Genomic DNA, 17,374 nt, shown 5'->3' with positions numbered 1-17,374 from the left:
GAGGACCCCCGTGGCCGCAAGCCTCTTCGCCCTGCTGGACGATATCGCCGTGCTCGCCCGGGCCGCCGCCTCGTCCGTCGACGACGTCGCGGCCGCCGCCGGCCGCGCCTCCTCGAAGGCCGCCGGCGTGGTCATCGACGACGCCGCCGTGACCCCGCAGTACGTGCAGTCGATCAGTCCGAAGCGGGAACTGCCGGTCGTGTGGCGGATCGCGCGCGGCTCGCTGCTGAACAAGGCCGCGATCATCGTGGTCATCATGGTGCTGAGCGCCTGGGCCCCCGGGGTGTTCCCGTGGCTGCTGCTCGCCGGCGGCACCTATCTCGCCTACGAGGGCGCCGAGCGCGTGTGGCACTGGCTGCACCGCCGGCACGCACCGAAGGCCTCGGCCACCGAGGTGCTCGAGCGCCCGGCGGCCGACGAGGACAAGATCGTCGCCAGCGCCGTGCGCACCGACCTCGTGCTCTCCACCGAGATCATGCTCATCTCGCTCGCGAGCATCGACGTCGACGGCTGGGTCATGCGCCTGGCCGTGCTCGTCGTCGTGGCGGTCGTCATGACGCTCGCCGTGTACGGGGCGGTCGCGCTGCTCATCCGCATGGACGACGTCGGCCTCTGGCTCACCCGCCGCTCCGCCGCCCTCGCGCGCACCATCGGGGCCGGCCTCGTGCGGGCGATGCCGAAGGTCTTCTCCCTCATCACGGTCGTGGGCGTCGTCGCGATGCTCTGGGTCGGCGGCCACATCCTCGTGACGAACCTGGCCGAGGTCGGCTGGGCCGGCCCGCACCACGTGGTCGTCGCGGCGACCGAGGCCGTCGGCGGGCCGGGCGCCCTCACCTGGGTCATCGACTCGGCCCTCTCGGCCGTAGCCGGCCTCGTATGGGGAGCGGTGATCGTCGTCGTCGTGGGCGCGATCGGGCGACTGCGCCGGCGCCGCGCCTGACCGAGTCGGCCGCCCGTCGCCCTATTCACCGGCTCGCCAACCCACCGGAATATCGCCCCGCCCGCGCGCCTTGAGGAGATCATGAGCGACATCACCGCAGCAGGAACACTGGAGTTCACCGGCCTCGGCACCGTCACCCGCCTCGGCTTCGGGGCCATGCGCCTCACCGGCCCGGGCATCTGGGGCGAGCCCGCGGATGCCGAGACCGCCCGCGCGGTCGCGCGCCGCGCCGTCGACCTCGGCGTCGACTTCATCGACACCGCCGACTCCTACGGGCCCGAGGTGAGCGAGCGGATCCTCGCCGAGGCGCTCCACCCGTACCCGCCCGGGCTGCGGATCGCCACGAAGGCCGGCCAGGTGCGCACCGGCCCGAATAAGTGGATCCCCGTGGGCCGGGCCGAGTACCTGCGCCAGCAGGCCGAGCTGAGCCTGCGCCGGCTGCGGGTCGAGGCGCTCGACGTGTTCCAGCTCCACCGGATCGACCCGAAGGTCGAGCTCGCCGAGCAGTTCGGCGTCATGGCCGAGCTGCTGGCGGAGGGCAAGGTGCGCTCGCTCGGACTGTCCGAGGTGAGCGTCGAGGAGATCCGCATCGCGCAGACGTACTTCCCGGTGTCCTCGGTGCAGAACCGCTACAGCCTCGTGCAACGCGGCTCCGAGGGCGTGCTCGACCACTGCACCGACCACGGCATCGCCTTCATCCCGTGGGCCCCGCTCGACGCCGGTCGCCTCGCCGCACCCGGGGGAGCGGTCGACGCGGTGGCCACGCGCCTCGGCGTCACCCACTCCCAGGTGGCCCTCGCCTGGCTGCTCCAGCGCTCGCCGATGATGCTGCCCATCCCCGGCACGGGCTCCGTGGCCCACCTCGAGGAGAACGTGGCCGCCGCCGGCGTGATTCTGGACGACGCAGCGCTCGTCCCGCTCGACGCCGCCTCCTGAGCGCGGCTCGCCCCGCCCAGGAGGCCCGCTGAGACGGCCGGCTCAGCCGGCCCGGTGGCGTGGCCGGCCCGGCTCGCACGACCGGTCGGGGGAGCCGGTGGTTCCGGTCCGGGATAATGGGGGGAAGTCGTCGTTGCGAAAGGGAGTCGATGTCGGAATTGGTGGCGAACCTGCGGGCCGTCGAGCGGAGAATCGAGGAGGCCGCGCGCCGGACCGGTCGAGACCCGGCCGACGTCCGGCTCCTGCCGGTCTCCAAGACGGTGCCCGAGGAGCGCCTGCACGAGGCCGTGGCGGCCGGCTGCCACCGGCTCGGGGAGAACAAGGTGCAGGAGGCCAAGCGCAAGTGGCAGGCGCTGGCGGATCTCGACGTGTCGTGGGCCGTGATCGGGCACCTGCAGACGAATAAGGCAAAGGACGTGGCCGCCTTCGCCGCCGAGTTCCAGGCGCTCGACAACGTGCGTCAGGCCGCCGCGCTCGATCGCCGGCTCCAGGCGGCCGGGCGGGGGCTCGACGTCTACGTGCAGGTGAACACCTCCGCCGAGGAGTCCAAGTTCGGACTCGTGCCGGAGGAGCTGCCCGGCTTCCTCGCCGAGCTTCGGGCCTATTCCTCGCTGCGGGCACGCGGGCTCATGACGCTCGCGGTCTTCTCCGCCGAGGAGGCCCGCGTGCGCGAGTGCTTCCGGCTGCTGCGCACGCTGCGCGACCGCGCCCGCGAGAGCGATCCCGATCTCATCGGCCCCGGCGAGCTCTCGATGGGCATGAGCGGCGACTTCGAGCTCGCGATCGAGGAGGGCGCGACCTGCGTGCGCGTGGGGCAGGCGATCTTCGGTGCCCGCGCCACCCCCGACTCCCACTACTGGCCGCCCGCGCAGGGCTGAGTCGCCAGACCCCATCGGCGCCGGCCGCCGAGACAGACCATGAGGGTTGTCCTGACCCTCCCAGAGGGGGTTGGGGCCACCCTCATCGGCGGGCGCCATCATGAGGGTTGTCCTGACCCTCTCACAGGGGGTTGGGGCCACCCTCATCCGGCACGAGTCTGCCCCGGGGCTGCCAGTTCCGTCCGCGACGGGCCGGATAGGCGCGCGCCAGCAGCACGAGCGCGAGTGCGACGAATGCGATCGCGCTCAGTCCGGCCGAGACCGCATGGGCCGTCTCCCACGTCGAGCGGTACGCCTCCCAATCGGATGGGAGCGTGCCTGGCGTCCAGGCCGCCACCAACGAGTTGACCGGCCGGTTTCCCAGCCAGTAGGAGACGAGCGTGCCGGCCATCGCCACGGCGGCGACGGCGAACCCGGTCGCCGCCCCGGCCTGCCGGCGCCGCGATGCCGCGACCGCGGCCCAGGCGGCGGTGACGAGGCCGAGCACCTCGGCGATCCCGCCGACCACCGCGAAGCCGCCGTAGAAGGTGTGCATGACCGCCAGCCAGGCCGGGCCGTCGAGGCTCAGGCTCCCCGGGGCCTGCAGGACGTGGCCGAGCGTCAGCCCGAACACGAGGGTGGCGCTGAGGAGGGCGAGCCCGTGCAGGGCCCGGATGGTGGTCGAGGCGGCGTGAGTCGTCATGTGGAACTCCCTTCGAGGAGGCTGGGACCGCGGCTGCTGCCCACGCTCTGTTCCAAACGGTACATCTGTGTGACGGTGTCGGCGAGGGGTTTTCCGGGCGGCCCGAGATCGCCGCCCTGGCACCGGCTGCGCCTGTGAGGGGCCGCCCGGTCGCTACGATGGCCCATCGTGAGCGAGGCACGAGACCGGCTGTTGTCGACGGTGGTCGACGAGATCGCCGAGCACGGCATGGCCGGCCGCAGCCTGCGCGAGCTGGCCGGCGCCGTCGGCACGAGCCACCGCATGCTCCTCTACCACTTCGGCTCCCGGGAGGGCCTGGTCGCGGCGATCAGCGCCGAGGTGGATGAACGCGAACGCGGACTCCTGGCCGGCCTCGTCGCGGGCGCCGACGGCCCGGCCGACCTGGTGCGCGGCCTCTGGGTGCGCGTCTCCTCACCGCAGTGGCGCCCGTATGTGCGCCTCTACTTCGAGTCCCTCTCCTCGAGCGCGCGCTACCCGAGCGCGGAGGACGACCTGACGGCGCCCTGGCTCGAGGCGGGCGCCCGGGCGGCCGAGGCCGGCGGCTGGACGATCGGAGCCGACGATCTGCGCCTGGCCGTCGCGGTCGTGCGGGGGCTCCTGGTCGACGTGCTGGCCACCGGCGAGACCGCCGCGGCGACCGCCGCGCTCGAGCGCTTCCTCCGGCTGTGGGACCCGCCCTCGGCAGGGTGAGGGCGCGGCCGGCCGCAGGCGGCATTCCGTCGAGCTCCGGCCGGCCACCACCCGCACAGAATCGCGCGGTCGGCTCGTCAACCCGGGCTGTGCGCGGGGGAGGGGAAGTGGGTCGGGTGGGGGCCCGCCTGGCTGATCGGCACCGGAAGCCGCTGCTGCGTCGAGGCGGGCGGCGACCCGTGCGGGTCCGCGGCCAGGCGCTCGTGCAGCCGGTCGAGCGCCTCCCTGCCCAGGGCGTGCCCGTCGACGGCGACGGCCGGTGAATCCGGCACGCCGACGACCTCGATCAGGCCGGGTGAGGACGACGCGGGCCCGAGCGTGCTGTGGCCGGAGCGCACGAGCTCGAAGAGCACGCCGAGACCGAGATCGGCCGCATACGGCAGCACGGCGGTGGCGCCGCTGGCGCGCACCTCCTGCGCCAGCGATTGACCCACGAGGAAGTTCGGCTCGGCGGGCCCGAGCACGGTGATGTCGACCCCGCCCGTGCGGGCCGCGTGCTCGATCGCGCGTGTGCGCTGCACGTTCTGCCACGACCGGTCCGGACCGCCGATGAACACGACCCGGCGGTGCCCCGCGGCCGCCAGCCCGCGCATCAAGGCGGCGAACGCGCTCGCCGTGTCGGCCACGACGGAGGTGTGCCCGTCGATCTCACGATCGACGAGCACGGAGGGCCGCAACGCCATCGCCCGGGTGACCAGGGCGTCGTCCCCGCGCGGAGCCACGACCACGAAGCCGTCGACCTGACGCGCGAGATCGGCCAGGTGCGACAGTTCGGCGGCCGCCGCGAGCGGCTGGGCCGTCACGGTGAGGTAGAGCCCCAGCTCCTCCGCCCGATCCTGTGCCCCGGCGATGATCGGCGTGAAGAAGGCGTTGCTCAGGGTGGGGAAGAGCATCGAGACGATCCCGGTGCGGCCCAGCGCCAGCTGCCGGGCCAGCCGGTTCGGTACGAAGTCCAACTCCCGGGCCGCCACGAGCACCCGCTCGGCCGTCGCCGGCGCCACGAGGGCCGGGTGATTGAGCGCGCGCGAGGCGGTCGCCTTGGAGACCCCCGCCCGGATCGCCACATCGTTCAACGTCGCCACGCCGCCTCCATTCGCCTCGAACTCCTCTCGCCCGGCCGCCGGTACTCCATGGTGGCGGGTCGGAGCCGATCCCGCCGCACGGTCGCCGGCCGTGCCGCCCGTGCCGGCCGTGCCGGCCGGCGAAGGGTTCACAACCGAACCGAGTTGCCTATACACTACTGGCCGTAACCGGTTCCACAACCGGTTACATCGGAAGTTTACCGATCCCTTCCCTGCCTCGACCACGGGAGTGACATGCGAGGACGCAAGTACTCATTCCTCATCCTGCCGGGACTGCTCGTGCTCCTCGTCGGCTTCCTCATCCCCTCGGTCGCGATGCTGCTCGCCCCACCCGGCCTCGGCCCGGCCGACGTGTTCGCCCGGCTCGGGCAGATGCTCACGGACTCCTACGACCTGGAGATCATCGGCCGCACGGTCGGCCTCGGCCTGATCACCACGGTCATCTGCGTGGTGCTCGGCTTCCCGATCGCGTATCTGCTCGCCCGGACGGCGGGCCGGTGGGCCGGCATCCTGCTCGCGCTCGCGATCTTCCCGCTGCTGCTCTCCTCGGTCGTGCGCACCTTCGGCTGGCTCGTGCTCCTCGGCTCCCAGGGCGCCATCGGGCAGCTGCTCACCGGCCTGGGACTCGTGGACGAGGCGCCGCAGCTGCTCTACACGCCGCTGGCGATCGTGCTCGGCCTGACCCAGCTGTTCCTGCCGCTGGCGATCATCACCTGCTACTCGTCCGTGGCGCAGGTCGACGCCGGCCTCGACGACGCGGCCCGCGGCCTCGGCGCCACGCGCACCCGCACCTTCTGGTCGGTCGTGTTCCCGCTGTCGCTGCCCGGGGTCGTCGTCGCCGCCACGCTCGTGTTCGCCGGGGCGATCACCGCCTACACCACCCCGTACCTGCTCGGGGGGTCGCGGCAGCGGATGCTCTCCACCCAGCTCTTCACCTACTCCAGCACCACCCTCGACTGGGCGGCGGCGAGCGCCACCGCGATCATCATGACGATCCTGGTGTTCGCGGTCTCCGGCGCCTCCGCCCTCCTCGCCCGGAAGGGAGCCGTCTCGTGAAGAACCGCCGCCCCGTCACCGGAACCCTCGCGGTGCTCGGCTACGTCGTCATGATCGTGCCGCTGCTGTTCGTGGTCGTCACCGCGTTCTCGGCCGAACGCACGCTCCGCTTCCCGCCCTCGAGCTATTCGCTCACGTGGTTCGGCGAGGCGCTGAGCTACACCCCGTTCATGACCTCGCTCGCCAACAGCCTCGGGCTCGCGCTCATCGCCGTGGTCATCGCCCTCGCCCTCGGGGTGCCGGTCACGCTCGCGATCCACCGCGGGAACCTGCCGGGCAAGAGCCTGCTCGAGGGGCTGTTTCTCTCGCCCCTGATCGTGCCGGAGCTCGTGGTGGGCCTGGCGCTCTACCAGCAGCTCATGGTGCGGTTCGGGCTCGACAACTTCCAGACCCTGCTGTTCGGGCACACGGTGCTCATGTTCCCCTACGCCGTGCGCGTGACCGGGGCTTCGCTGGCGCTCATGGACCCGGCGGTCGAGGACGCCGCCCGGGGACTGGGGGCCTCGCCCGTGCGCACCTTCTTTTCGGTGGTGCTGCCGCAGCTGCGCCCGGGGCTGTTCTCGGCCGCGCTGCTGAGCTTCATCGCCTCGTTCAACAACGTGCCGCTCTCGCTGCTCCTGCAGAGCCGGGAGTTCCGCACCCTGCCCGTGGTCATGCTCGACTACGTCCAGCAGAACTACACGCCCATCGTCGCCGCGATCTCGGTGCTCATCCTGGCGGCCACGGTGCTGATCGCGGTCATCACCGAGCGAACGGTCGGCTTCACGCGAGTATTCGGAGGAATCAACGGATGACTGCTGCCGAGTTCCAGAACCTCACCAAGTCCTTCGGCGACTTCACCGCCGTGGACGACATGAGCCTGACGATCCCGCAGGGCAGGCTGACCACGCTGCTCGGCCCCTCGGGCTGCGGCAAGACCACGAGCCTGCGGATGCTCGCCGGCTACCTGTCCCCGGACTCGGGGCGAATCCTCATCCACGGCACGGACGCGACGACCACGCCGCCGGAGAAGCGCAACCTCGGGATGGTCTTCCAGTCGTATGCGCTCTTCCCACACATGACCGTGGCCGAGAACGTGGCCTTCGGCCTCAAGGTGCGCCGGGTCCCGGCCGAGGCGCGTCGCCGCAAGGCGCTCGAGTCGCTCGAGCTCGTCGGGCTCGCCCATCAGGCCGGCAAGAAGCCGAAGCAGCTCTCGGGCGGGCAGCAGCAGCGCGTCGCCCTCGCCCGGGCGATCGCGATCGAGCCGGAGCTGCTCCTCCTCGACGAGCCGCTGTCGAACCTCGACGCACGGCTGCGGATCCAGATGCGCGCCGAGCTCCGACGCATCCAGTCCGAGACGGGACTGAGCGTCGTGCTCGTGACCCACGACCAGGACGAGGCGCTCGAGATGAGCGACGAGATGGTGCTGATGAAGGACGGCCGGATCCAGCAGCAGGGCGCCCCGCAGGACGTGTTCCCGAACCCCGCGAACCGGTTCGTGGCCGAGTTCCTCGGCTACGAGAACTTCCTCACCCTCGCCGGCGGCCGCCGGGCGACCGTGCGGCCCGAGCACCTGCGCCTCACGGAGAACACGGCCGGCACCGCCGACGCCCGGCACACGGCGGACGCCGCCACGCTCACCCTGACCGGGCACGTGCGCGACATCGTCTACCGCGGCGTCGACGTGCTCACGACCGTCACCGCCACCGACCGGAGCGGGGACGAGGTGCGCCTGCTCGTCGATTCCCGCGCCACGACCGTGCCGGACCTGCGGATCGGCGACGCGGTGAGCGTCCACGCCCCCGACCGGCACGTCGTCACCCTCTCGAACTGACCCGCCCCGAGCGCCCCACCCCCATCGGAAGGACCACCCACATGATCACTCAGCGACAGATCCTCGGCACCGGAGCCGCGGTGCTGGCCGCCACCCTCACCGTGGCCGGATGCAGCGACTCGGGCGAGCAGTCGGGCGGTGACGCCGGCGGATCGGCGAGCATCGTCGTCTCCACGTTCCCGTTCGGGGTGGAGGAGTTCACCCAGGCGGTGCTCGACCCGTTCACCGAGGCCACCGGCATCGAGGTGGAGATCGACACCGGCTCGAACGCCGACCGGCTCTCCCAGCTCTCCCTCGCCGACGGTTCGAACGGCGTCGACGTCATGCTCATCTCCGACACCTACGCCGGGATGGGCGAGGAGGAGGGCCTCTTCCAGCCGGTCACGGCCGCGGACGTGCCGACCATGGACGAGATCGCCCCGTTCGCGGTCTCGGAGCAGTACTCCGGCCCCGCGTACAGCTACCAGCTCAACGGCACCATGTACAACACCGACGAGCTCACCGCCGAGGAGGCCGCCTCCTGGGACCTCTACGCGAACGCGGACTATGCGGGCCGGCTCGCGCTGCCCGACATCTCGGTCACGGCCGGGCAGCTCATGGTCTCCGGGGTCGCCGCGAGCGTCGGCTCCGGCCCCTACGACGTCGACGCCGCCTTCGCGACCCTCGGCGAGTGGGCCCCGAACATCCTGCAGTTCTACAGCTCCACCACGGAGATGACGAACCTGCTCACCCAGGGCGAGATCGTCGCCGGCGACGCGCTCAACGGGTTCGCCACCGAGCTCGTCGCGGCCGGCGAGCCGATCGCGTGGACCGCCCCGGCGCAGGGCCGGTACATGGCCACGAACCGGGCGATGATCCCGGTGGGCGCCGAGAACGTCGAGGGGGCCACGAAGTTCATCGACTTCCTGCTCGGGGTCGAGGCGCAGCAGGCCTCCGCGGAGATCGTCGGCGACCTGCCGGTCAACCTCGGCATCGAGTTCCCGCAGGAGATCATCGACGTCGTCGGCGACATCGCCCAGGACCCGACCGGCGCCGGCTACGAGACCCTCGACCCGCGCGAGATCGTGCCGAACCGCGACGTGTGGGTCGAGCGCTTCGCCCGCGAGGTCGTCGGTGGCTGAGCCGGTGCCCGCCCCGAACCCGACCGACCTGCTCACCCGGCTGCCGAAGGTCGACCTGCACTGCCACCTGCTCGGCACGGTGCGTGCGGCCACGTTCGGCGAACTGGCCCGGCGCGAGCGGCTCGACCTGCCGGAGAGCCCCGAGGCGATCTACGCGGGCATCAATTCCCGCCCGCCGGATCCGGAGCTGTACCGCAGCACCCGCATCCCGATGCCGCAGGGCCGCAGCCCCGACGAACCGAAGACGTCCTACTCGCTGTTCCAGGCCTCCGAATGGGTGCGGGCCGTGGTGCGCACCCCCGAGGACCTGTCCCGGATCGCCTACGAGGCGTGCGCGGACGCGTTCCTCGGCTCGGGCACCCGGCACCTCGAGTTCTCCTTCGACATGATCCCCGGCCACCTCGCCCCGATCGGGTACGCGGGCGTGGTCGAGGCGATGGCGGATGGGATCCGCCGGGCCGAGCGCGAGTTCGCCATGACGGCCCGGATGCTCGCGGCGATCGACCGGTCCGGCTCCGCGCAGGAGGCGCTCGAGTGGATCCGCACCGTGGTCGAGCACCCGCACGAGTACGTCGTCGGGATCGGCCTGGACAACCTGGAGAACTCCGGCCCGCCGGAACGGTTCGCCGAGGCCTACGCGCTCGCGGGCGCCGCCGGGCTCGGGCGCACCGCCCACACGAGCGAGCACGTGCCGGCCGCGACGAACGCGGTCACCTGCCTCGACGTGCTCGGCTGCGACCGGCTCGACCACGGCTACTTCATCCTCGAGGACGACGAGGTGGTGGCCCGGATGCGGGCGGAGCAGGTGCCGTTCACGGTCGCCTCGACCACCTCCCGGCGCTCCTGGCGGCCGTGGCGGCGCGCGTCGATCGCGGCGATGATCGAGGCCGGGATCAACGTGTTCCCCGCCTCGGACGACCCGGCGATGTTCCCGACCACGCTCCTGAACGAGTACCTCATCCAGCACGAGCAGATCGGCACGAGTCTGGAGCACCTCGGCCGGATGGCCCTCGCGGGGATCGACGCCTGCTGGCTGCCCGAGCCGGCGAAGAGCGAGCTGCGGGCCCGCTCCGAGGCCGAGATCGCCGACCTGCTCGCGGGCCGGCCGGCCTGAGGGCCGCCGAACGCGGGATTCCGTGCGGGTCGCAGCCGGCCTCGACGGAGTCCCGCGTTCGGCACCGCGGTATCAGCCGAGCGCCGGCCCCCAGTCCCCGGGCACCGGGGAGCCCGCCTCGTAGTCCTCCATCGGCACGGTTCCGGCCTTCCAGGCGGCGAGCACCTCGTCGGTCAGCCGCCAGCACTCCTCGGCCGCATCCCCCCGCACGGAGAGCATCGCCTCCCCGTCGAGGATCGCGGCGAGCACCTCGCCGTAGGCCGTGAGCTCGGCGCGGCGCAGCTCGGTGGCGAACGTGCTCTGCTCGAGCTCGAAGGGGTCCTCGGTGCCGTTGGTCGTGAGCCGCAGCTCCATCACGTCCGGGTCGAGGCCGATGATGAGCCGGTCGCGGGTGTCCGCGCCGCGGAACCCCTCCGGCAGGTGCCGCACGTCCTCGAACGTGATGACGATCTGCTTGTGCGTGTGCCCGAGCGCCTTGCCGGAGCGCAGCGTGATCGGCACGCCCCGCCAGCGCTGATTGACCACCTCGACCGTCACCTGCGCCATCGTCTCGGTGTCGCGGGCGGGATCGACCCCGGTCTCGTCGAGGTAGTTCGGCACGTGCCGCTCACCGATGGTGCCGGCCGTGTAGCGGCCGCGCCGGCTCGCCGTGGCCGCGTCCCCGCCCCAGAGCCGGGTGGCGCGCAACACCGCGGACTTCGCGTCCCGCAGCTCCCGCCCCGTGATCTGCGAGGGCGGCTCCATCGCCACGACCGCCATGACCTGCAGCAGGTGCGATTGGATCATGTCGACGAGCGCGCCCGCGTGGTCGTAGTAGCCGGCCCGGCCCTCGAGCGCGAGCGCCTCGTCGTAGGCGATCTCGATCGCCGCGATGTGATCGGCGCTCCATACCGCCTGGGTCATCCGGTTCGCGAACCGCAGCGCCATCACGTCGATCACGGTCGACTTGCCGAGGAAGTGATCGACCCGGTGCACCCGCTCGTCCGGCACGAGGCGGGCCACGAGCTCGTTCAGCGCCCGCGCGCTCTCCTGATCGCGGCCGAACGGCTTCTCCATCGCCAGGTGCGTGTCCGGGGGCAGGTCGCAGTGGGTGAGCGCGTGGCACGCCCGCTCGGTGACCGCCGGCGGCAGCGCGAAGTACAGCACGAGCCGCTCATTCGCGTCGCCCGCGACGTCGGCCAGCACCCGCGCGAACTCGTCGGCGTCGGTCACGTCGAGGCGGTGGTAGTCGCTCTCGCGATGTCGAGCGAGGACGGCGTCGCTCGCCCCTCCCTCCGCCAGCGCCTCGCCGAGCCGGTCGGCGAAGCCGTCTGCGCCCAGGTCCGCGCGGTCGGCGCCGACGATCCGCAGCGGCCGGTCCGGGTCGCGTTCGAGGAGCGACCCGAGCCCGGGGAGCAGGAGCCGGCGCGTCAGGTCGCCGGAGGCGCCGAGCACGAGGAGGGTCGTCGGGGTGGTCATGGGGTCTCCTGCTCGGTCGTGGTCTCGTTGAACGCGTGGCCCACCTGCTCGATCTCCGCGGAGAGCACGGCGTCGGCCGCCCGCACGAGGGTGAGGTGGCTGAACGCCTGCGGGAAGTTGCCGATGTGGAACTGCCCGGCCGGGTCGTACTCCTCCGCGAGCAGGCCGAGCTCGGAGGTGCATTCGACGAGCCGGTCCATGAGCTCGTACGCCTCGGGGATCCGGCCGCTCTTGGCGTACTGCTCGACGAGCCAGAAGGAGCAGGCGAGGAACGGGTGCTCGTCGCCGGCGAGCCCGTCGGTGCCGGTGGTGCGATAGCGCAGCAGCAGGCCGTGCTTGGTGAGGTCGCGCTCGATCTGGGCCACGGTCGCGAGCATGATCGGGTCGTCGTAGGCGATGAAGCCGGTCTGGGGGATCTGCAGGAGGGAGGCGTCCACCTCGGCGTTGTCGTAGGTCTGGGTGAAGCCGCCGGTCTCGGCGCTGATGCCCTTCGAGAGGATCTCCGCGCGCAGCCGCTCCCGCAGCGCCGCCCATTCGCGGGCGGGGCCCGGCAGGCCGTAGTCGGTGCAGGCGCGCACCCCGCGGTCCAGCGCGGCCCACATCATCACCCGGGAATGGGTGAAGTAGTGGGGATCGCCGCGCATCTCCCACAGCCCCTGGTCCTTGTCGTCACTGTGGCGCACCACGTGGTCGATCATCGCCCGCTGCAGCGGCCACGAGAAGTCGTCCTCCTCCACGCCGGCCTCGCGCAGCTTGGCCAGGGCGATGATCACCTCGCCCACGACGTCGGCCTGGAACTGGTTGACCGCCGCGTTGCCCACCCGCACCGGCCGGGAGTCGGCGTATCCGGGGAGGTGGTCGAGGATGCGTTCGGGCAGCTCGCGCTCGCCGGCGATGCCGTACATGATCTGCAGGTCCTCCGGGTCGCCGGCGACGGCCCGCAGCAGCCAGTTGCGCCAGTGGAGGGCACCCTCGGTCCGCCCGTGCAGCAGCAGCGCCTCGAGCGTCAGGGCCGAGTCCCGCAGCCAGCAGAACCGGTAGTCCCAGTTGCGCTCCCCGCCGGGATCCTCCGGCAGGCTGGTCGTGGGCGCGGCGACGATCCCGCCGGTCTCGTCGTTGGTCAGCGCCCGCAGCACGAGCAGGGAACGGCGCACGACGCCCGCCCACGACCCGCCCGCCTCGATCTGGGCGCTCCAGTCCTGCCAGTACTGGCGGGTCTGGCGCAGCGCCTCGCGCACGTCGACCGGCGTGCACCCGCCGACATGGGACGGCACCCAGGTGAGCACCCACGAGTGGGAGTGCCCGGCGTGGAGCTCGAACGAACCCCGGTGCCGGGTGTCGGCGGCCTCGAGCCGCGGGCCGTGGAGGATGTAGGCGTCCGGTCCGGCGATCGCCTCGAGATAGGAGCCGTCGTCGTCGTGGACCCGGCGCACCCACGGCACGGTCGAGCCGTAGTTCGGGCGCAGCACGAGCTCGTGGTCGATCTGCACCGTGCCGGAGAGGCAGCGCACGTGCCGCACGAGGTCCGAGCGGCCGTCGACCGGGGGCATGAACTCGGTGACCTCCGCCTCGCCGGTCGGCGTCCGCCAGCGCGTGACGAGCACGAACGTGCCCGGTTCGTAGTGCCGGCCGAGCACCTCGCCCTCGCGCGGGGCCATGAGCCAGCGGCCGTGCTCCTCGGTGCCGAGCAGCGCCGAGAACACGGCGGCGGAGTCCATCCGTGGCAGGCACAGCCAGTCGATGCTGCCCGTGCGGGAGACGAGCAGACTGGAGCGTCGATCGGACAGGAGTGCATAGTCGCCGATGGGAGTACTCACCCCTCCACCGTAGACGCCTGACCAGGGTTGCGGCACGGGACCGGCGACTTCGCCTGCCCGATCCGCCCGAATCGGGGCCGGTAGCGGCCGGTAGCGGCCGGGCTGGGTCGGGCTGGGTCGGGCTGGACCGGACCGGAGCGATCGGCGAGCTCGCGCGGCGGGTGAGCGGGCGTCGTCCATACGAGAGAAATCTCACGCAAGCTGCCGTCGCGGCGGGGACTCGCTACGGTGGGCGGCTGAGCGTTTCAGCCGGCTGCTTCGACCAGCCGGGCGCACCGTCACCCGACACCGACCGAGGGCCCTCATGATCGAGTTCGACGTCTACCTCGCCATCACGGCCCTGAGCGTGCTGGTGATCTGCTCCTACGTGTTCCAGTTGATCAGCACGAAGACCCGGATCCCCACGGTGCTCATGCTCCTGCTGCTCGGGGTGGGCATCCGCGAGCTGCTCACCTCCCTCGACCGGCACGTCGAGGTGCCGCTCGACTTCATCCAGTTCTTCGGGGTGCTCGGGCTCATCCTCATCCTGCTCGAGGCCGGGCTCGACCTGAACGTCTCCCGGCGCAAGCTGCCGCTCGTGCGGCGGGCGACGGCGTCCGCGCTGTTCGTGCTGGCGATCTCGATCACCGGCATCGCCGCGGTCGTCCACGGCCTGCTCGACCTGCCGTGGCTGACCAGCTTCGTCTACGCCGCGCCGCTGGCGGTCATCAGCTCGACCATCGTGGCCTCGAGCATCGGCTACCTGAGCGAGGACAAGCGCGAGTTCCTCACCTACGAGTCCGCGCTGTCGGACATCTTCGGGATCCTGCTGTTCAACGTGCTCGTGGCCGGCGGCGGATTCTCGATCGGGCTCGTCGCGCTCAACGTGGGCAGCATCGCGCTGGCGCTCGTGGTCTCGGTGATCGTGTCGGTGCTGCTCGTCGTGCTGCTCGCGAAGGTCAAGGTGCACATCAAGGCCTTCCTCATCCACCCGGTGCTCATGCTCGTGTACGCGCTCGGGCACCTCTTCAACACCCCGACCCTGCTCACCGTGCTCATCTTCGGGCTCATCATCAACAACTGGGGGCAGAGCCGGCATCGGCCGCTGCACCGCTACCTCGACCCGGGGTCGGTGGAGCGGGCGACCGAGACGATCAAGTCCGTCACGAGCGAGTCGGCCTTCCTCGTGCGCACCGTGTTCTTCACCCTGTTCGGGTACACGATCGACGTGCGGGTGCTCGGGGACGGGCGCGTCGTGGCGGTCGGGGCCGCGATCGTGGCCACGATCTTCGCCGCCCGGTACGTGTACCTGCGGATCTTCGTGCGCCACCACGTGCTGCCCGAGCTGTTCTTCGCCCCGCGCGGGCTCGTGACGGTCGTGCTGTTCTACTCGATCCCCGCGAGCATGACCGTCAACGCCTTCAGCGACGGGATCGTGTTCTTCGTGGTCGTGGCCACGACCCTCGTCATGACCGTCGGGAGCCTGTGGTTCACCCCCCGCGAGGCCACCCGGCGGGTCGAGGACGCCCGGAGCGCCCGGGAGGGTGAGGGCGCCCTCGCCGCCCGCGCGGGGGAGGACGGCGAGGGCGAGCCGGCGGGAGTCAGCGCAGCGGCGCCCGGAACCGGTCGAGCATGAGCCAGACGAAGCCGGCGGTGATGACCGTTCCGCTGAGCGCGTGCACGAACCCGAACCACCTGCTTACCTCGAAGCCGAGCCCGACGAGCATTCCCTGCACCGCGAAGAGCAGCACGGCGAGCACGAGCGGGATCACCCACGACTTCCAGCCCGAGCGGGCCAGGAGGCCGGTGACGAGCACGAGCAGGGCGAGGTAGCCGAGCGCGGTTCCGAGCTCGCCGTGCGGGGCGAAGGCGGCCCGGGTGGCGTCCTCGCCGCCGCCCGCGGCCTGGGCGCCCCAGAATCCCAGGGCGGCGAAGCCGATCTGGAGCGCGCACAGCACGACGCCGAGCAGCGCGAGCCAGCGCTGTGCCGTGTCGAATCCGCTCCGGTACCCCGCGACGGCGGGGACCGGCGCGGGCTCGTGGCCGGCACGATTTCTTGTTGCGGTGGTCATGACGACTCCTTCCACGGTGGCGTGGCGGCGTCTCCGCCGCGCCCGAAGACCATGCCGGCGGTGCCGTCGACCTCGACGGGCTCGCCGTCGCGCAGCGTGGACGTCGCAGCGACCGTTCCCAGGACCGCCGGGATTCCGTATTCCCGGGCCACGATGGCCGCGTGGGAGAGCTCGCCGCCGATGTCCGTCACGAGCGCTCCCGCGAGCGGGAACAGCGCCGACCAGGCCGGATCGGTCATGCGCGTGACGAGGACCTCCCCGCCGCGCAGCGTGCCCGCGTCCGCCTCGCCGTCGACGATGCGCACGGCCCCGCGGTAGCGGCCGGGGGAGCCCGGGATTCCGGTGAGGATCGGGACGGCTCCGTTCCGGGGCGCGGGCCGGGTGGGCCCGTGTGCGGGCCCGTGCGCGGGTCGGTGTGCGGGTCGTGTCGCCGGGTCGGAGCCCGGTGCGGCCGGCCGCCCGGCCCGCGCCCACAGCATCGCCTCGTTCACGAGCCGGGCGCGGCGGGGCAGCCCGCGCAGGTCCGGCGGGGCGGGACTCGGGCCGCCGAGCACGGCCGGCCCCGGATGCGCGCGCGTCCAGGCACGCTCGGCCCGGGCGGTCGCGACCGCCACCCGCAGGTCGGCGCCCCCGCCCTCGACGGCGGCGAGGAGATCGTCCAGCCCGAGGTCGACGACGTCGTGCGCGCGGTCGATCCGCCCCTGGCGGGCCAGGCTGCGCCCGGCCGCGAGCGCCGCCTCGTGGACGAGCCCGCCGCACTGCGAGCCGGTCCAGAAGGCGACCTCCTCCCGCAGCCCGTGGGCGGCCTCGGCCGCCGCGAGGGCGGCGTCGAACTCCCGTCGGGCCCGCACCGCCAGCCCGGACCGGGCCTGCGCCACGGCGCCCCGGCGCGCGCTGCGGACCGACTCGACGCGGCCGGAGGCGGCCGCCGGATCGGTGAGCAGCAGCGCGCGCACGAGGTCGGGCCGGTCCGCGAGCACGCCCGAACCGGGGTCGTCGTTCAGGCAGGACCGGGCGTACCGGTGCAGCCAGTCGGCATAGTCCCGCGCGAGGTCGGGGGACGTCTCGGCGAGCACCGCGGCCACCTCCTCGCCCGCCGCGACCCGCGCGCGGGCGCCCGGATGCCCCGCCAGTCGCTCGCCGATGCGGGCGAGGGCGACGGATCCCGCGGAGGTCGCCGGTGAGGCGCCGGCGAGCAGCCGCAGGCAGGCGCGATCGTCGTAGCCGAGCAGGCGCCGGCACACCCGCACGAAGGCGTAGACCGGGACGATGCCCGGCACGGTGAGGTCGAAGTGCAGCCGCATCGCCCGGGCGAACAGGTCCCTGCTGTCGCGCAGGTGTGCGGCGAGGCCCGGGCCGTCCAGGCCGCCGGTCGCCACCGCGCGGAGCGTCTCGAGCCGGTGCTCCAGGTCGGGCCGGTCGATCTCGCGCCAGCGGGCGACGGCCGCCGCGACGGCGGTGGGGGAGGCGTGCACGCGCGCGGCGCGCATCCGCCGGCGCAGCGCCGTGCGGGCGAGCACGGCCAGGAGGAGCGGGTGGGGCGGGGCGCCGGTCCCGTCGCCGGCCAGGGGGACCATCCGTTGGTACAGCTCACCGCCGATCGAGCGGCACTCCACCCTGCCGATGAGCCCGCCGTAGCGCCGGAACGCGGCGCTCAGCCCGTCCGTCACGGCGCGGGTGGCAAGGGAGGCCCCGAGCGCGGTCATCGGTTCCGC

At 72.5% G+C, this 17,374-nt stretch carries 16 protein-coding genes; 10 read left to right on the top strand and 6 right to left on the bottom strand.

Annotation, left to right across the window (positions count from 1 at the left end):
- Positions 1-10 precede the first annotated feature (10 nt).
- The 3 genes from GCE65_RS09650 (at position 11) to GCE65_RS09640 (ending at position 2,754) form a co-directional block, all read left to right on the top strand.
- Positions 11-940 carry a DUF808 domain-containing protein gene (locus GCE65_RS09650; protein WP_153878239.1) on the top strand — a complete coding sequence of 310 codons (930 nt, stop codon included), beginning with the start codon at positions 11-13 and terminating at the stop codon, positions 938-940.
- A gap of 81 nt (positions 941-1,021) precedes the next feature.
- A complete protein-coding gene (locus GCE65_RS09645) occupies positions 1,022-1,876 on the top strand; it encodes an aldo/keto reductase (protein WP_153878238.1) in 855 nt (284 codons plus the stop codon).
- 149 nt (positions 1,877-2,025) lie between these two features.
- Positions 2,026-2,754: a YggS family pyridoxal phosphate-dependent enzyme gene (locus GCE65_RS09640; RefSeq protein ID WP_228759882.1), complete on the top strand. Its 729-nt coding sequence runs from the start codon at positions 2,026-2,028 to the stop codon at positions 2,752-2,754.
- 121 nt (positions 2,755-2,875) lie between these two features.
- Here GCE65_RS09640 and GCE65_RS09635 read toward each other — a convergent pair whose 3' ends face one another.
- On the bottom strand, positions 2,876-3,436 hold the full coding sequence (locus tag GCE65_RS09635; protein WP_153878236.1) for a DUF1772 domain-containing protein: 561 nt from the start codon (positions 3,434-3,436) through the stop codon (positions 2,876-2,878).
- 168 nt (positions 3,437-3,604) lie between these two features.
- Between GCE65_RS09635 and GCE65_RS09630 the strand changes: the two genes are divergently transcribed.
- Positions 3,605-4,147 (top strand): TetR/AcrR family transcriptional regulator, encoded by a 543-nt coding sequence (locus GCE65_RS09630; RefSeq protein ID WP_153878235.1) that lies wholly within the window; start codon positions 3,605-3,607, stop codon positions 4,145-4,147.
- A gap of 77 nt (positions 4,148-4,224) precedes the next feature.
- Here the strand turns inward: GCE65_RS09630 and GCE65_RS09625 are convergent, their stop codons facing one another.
- Positions 4,225-5,229, bottom strand: coding sequence for a LacI family DNA-binding transcriptional regulator (locus tag GCE65_RS09625; RefSeq protein WP_153878234.1), 1,005 nt, complete (start codon positions 5,227-5,229; stop codon positions 4,225-4,227).
- 234 nt (positions 5,230-5,463) lie between these two features.
- On the opposite strand from GCE65_RS09625, the gene GCE65_RS09620 reads away from it, so the two are divergent.
- Genes GCE65_RS09620 through GCE65_RS09600 form a run of 5 tightly spaced genes read left to right on the top strand, consistent with a single transcriptional unit; the run spans position 5,464 to position 10,333 of the window.
- Positions 5,464-6,285: an ABC transporter permease gene (locus tag GCE65_RS09620; RefSeq protein WP_152909834.1), complete on the top strand. Its 822-nt coding sequence runs from the start codon at positions 5,464-5,466 to the stop codon at positions 6,283-6,285.
- Positions 6,282-7,079, top strand: a complete 798-nt coding sequence (locus GCE65_RS09615; RefSeq protein WP_228759881.1) for an ABC transporter permease — start codon at positions 6,282-6,284, stop codon at positions 7,077-7,079. Before GCE65_RS09620 ends, GCE65_RS09615 begins: the two co-directional genes overlap by 4 nt.
- Positions 7,076-8,098 carry an ABC transporter ATP-binding protein gene (locus GCE65_RS09610; RefSeq protein WP_153878233.1) on the top strand — a complete coding sequence of 341 codons (1,023 nt, stop codon included), beginning with the start codon at positions 7,076-7,078 and terminating at the stop codon, positions 8,096-8,098. The genes GCE65_RS09615 and GCE65_RS09610 overlap by 4 nt, the downstream gene beginning before the upstream one ends.
- A 41-nt stretch (positions 8,099-8,139) precedes the next feature.
- Positions 8,140-9,219 carry an extracellular solute-binding protein gene (locus tag GCE65_RS09605; protein WP_153878232.1) on the top strand — a complete coding sequence of 360 codons (1,080 nt, stop codon included), beginning with the start codon at positions 8,140-8,142 and terminating at the stop codon, positions 9,217-9,219.
- Entirely contained in the window at positions 9,212-10,333 is a 1,122-nt protein-coding gene (locus GCE65_RS09600; RefSeq protein WP_228759880.1) for a hypothetical protein, read from the top strand. The genes GCE65_RS09605 and GCE65_RS09600 overlap by 8 nt, the downstream gene beginning before the upstream one ends.
- Positions 10,334-10,405: 72 nt before the next feature.
- On the opposite strand, the gene GCE65_RS09595 is transcribed toward GCE65_RS09600, so the two are convergent.
- A complete protein-coding gene (locus GCE65_RS09595; protein ID WP_153878231.1) occupies positions 10,406-11,791 on the bottom strand; it encodes a glucose-6-phosphate dehydrogenase in 1,386 nt (461 codons plus the stop codon).
- Positions 11,788-13,608: a glycoside hydrolase family 15 protein gene (locus GCE65_RS09590; protein ID WP_228759879.1), complete on the bottom strand. Its 1,821-nt coding sequence runs from the start codon at positions 13,606-13,608 to the stop codon at positions 11,788-11,790. The genes GCE65_RS09595 and GCE65_RS09590 overlap by 4 nt, the downstream gene beginning before the upstream one ends.
- A 304-nt stretch (positions 13,609-13,912) precedes the next feature.
- On the opposite strand from GCE65_RS09590, the gene GCE65_RS09585 reads away from it, so the two are divergent.
- Positions 13,913-15,223, top strand: coding sequence for a cation:proton antiporter (locus GCE65_RS09585; RefSeq protein ID WP_153878229.1), 1,311 nt, complete (start codon positions 13,913-13,915; stop codon positions 15,221-15,223).
- Here the strand turns inward: GCE65_RS09585 and GCE65_RS09580 are convergent.
- Both GCE65_RS09580 and GCE65_RS09575 read right to left on the bottom strand, forming a co-directional pair.
- Positions 15,189-15,659 carry a hypothetical protein gene (locus GCE65_RS09580; RefSeq protein ID WP_153878228.1) on the bottom strand — a complete coding sequence of 157 codons (471 nt, stop codon included), beginning with the start codon at positions 15,657-15,659 and terminating at the stop codon, positions 15,189-15,191. The two genes, GCE65_RS09585 and GCE65_RS09580, sit on opposite strands and share 35 nt — an antisense overlap.
- Complete coding sequence (locus GCE65_RS09575; RefSeq protein ID WP_153878227.1) at positions 15,656-17,365, bottom strand: PEP-utilizing enzyme; 1,710 nt, start codon at positions 17,363-17,365, stop codon at positions 15,656-15,658. The genes GCE65_RS09580 and GCE65_RS09575 overlap by 4 nt, the downstream gene beginning before the upstream one ends.
- Positions 17,366-17,374 lie beyond the last annotated feature (9 nt).

The organism is Pseudactinotalea sp. HY158, from assembly GCF_009660225.1.
Classification (GTDB): Bacteria; Actinomycetota; Actinomycetes; order Actinomycetales; family Beutenbergiaceae; genus HY158.
The sequence above is the reverse complement of the archived record's forward strand: the minus strand, read 5'-3'. Positions and strand labels throughout refer to the sequence as shown.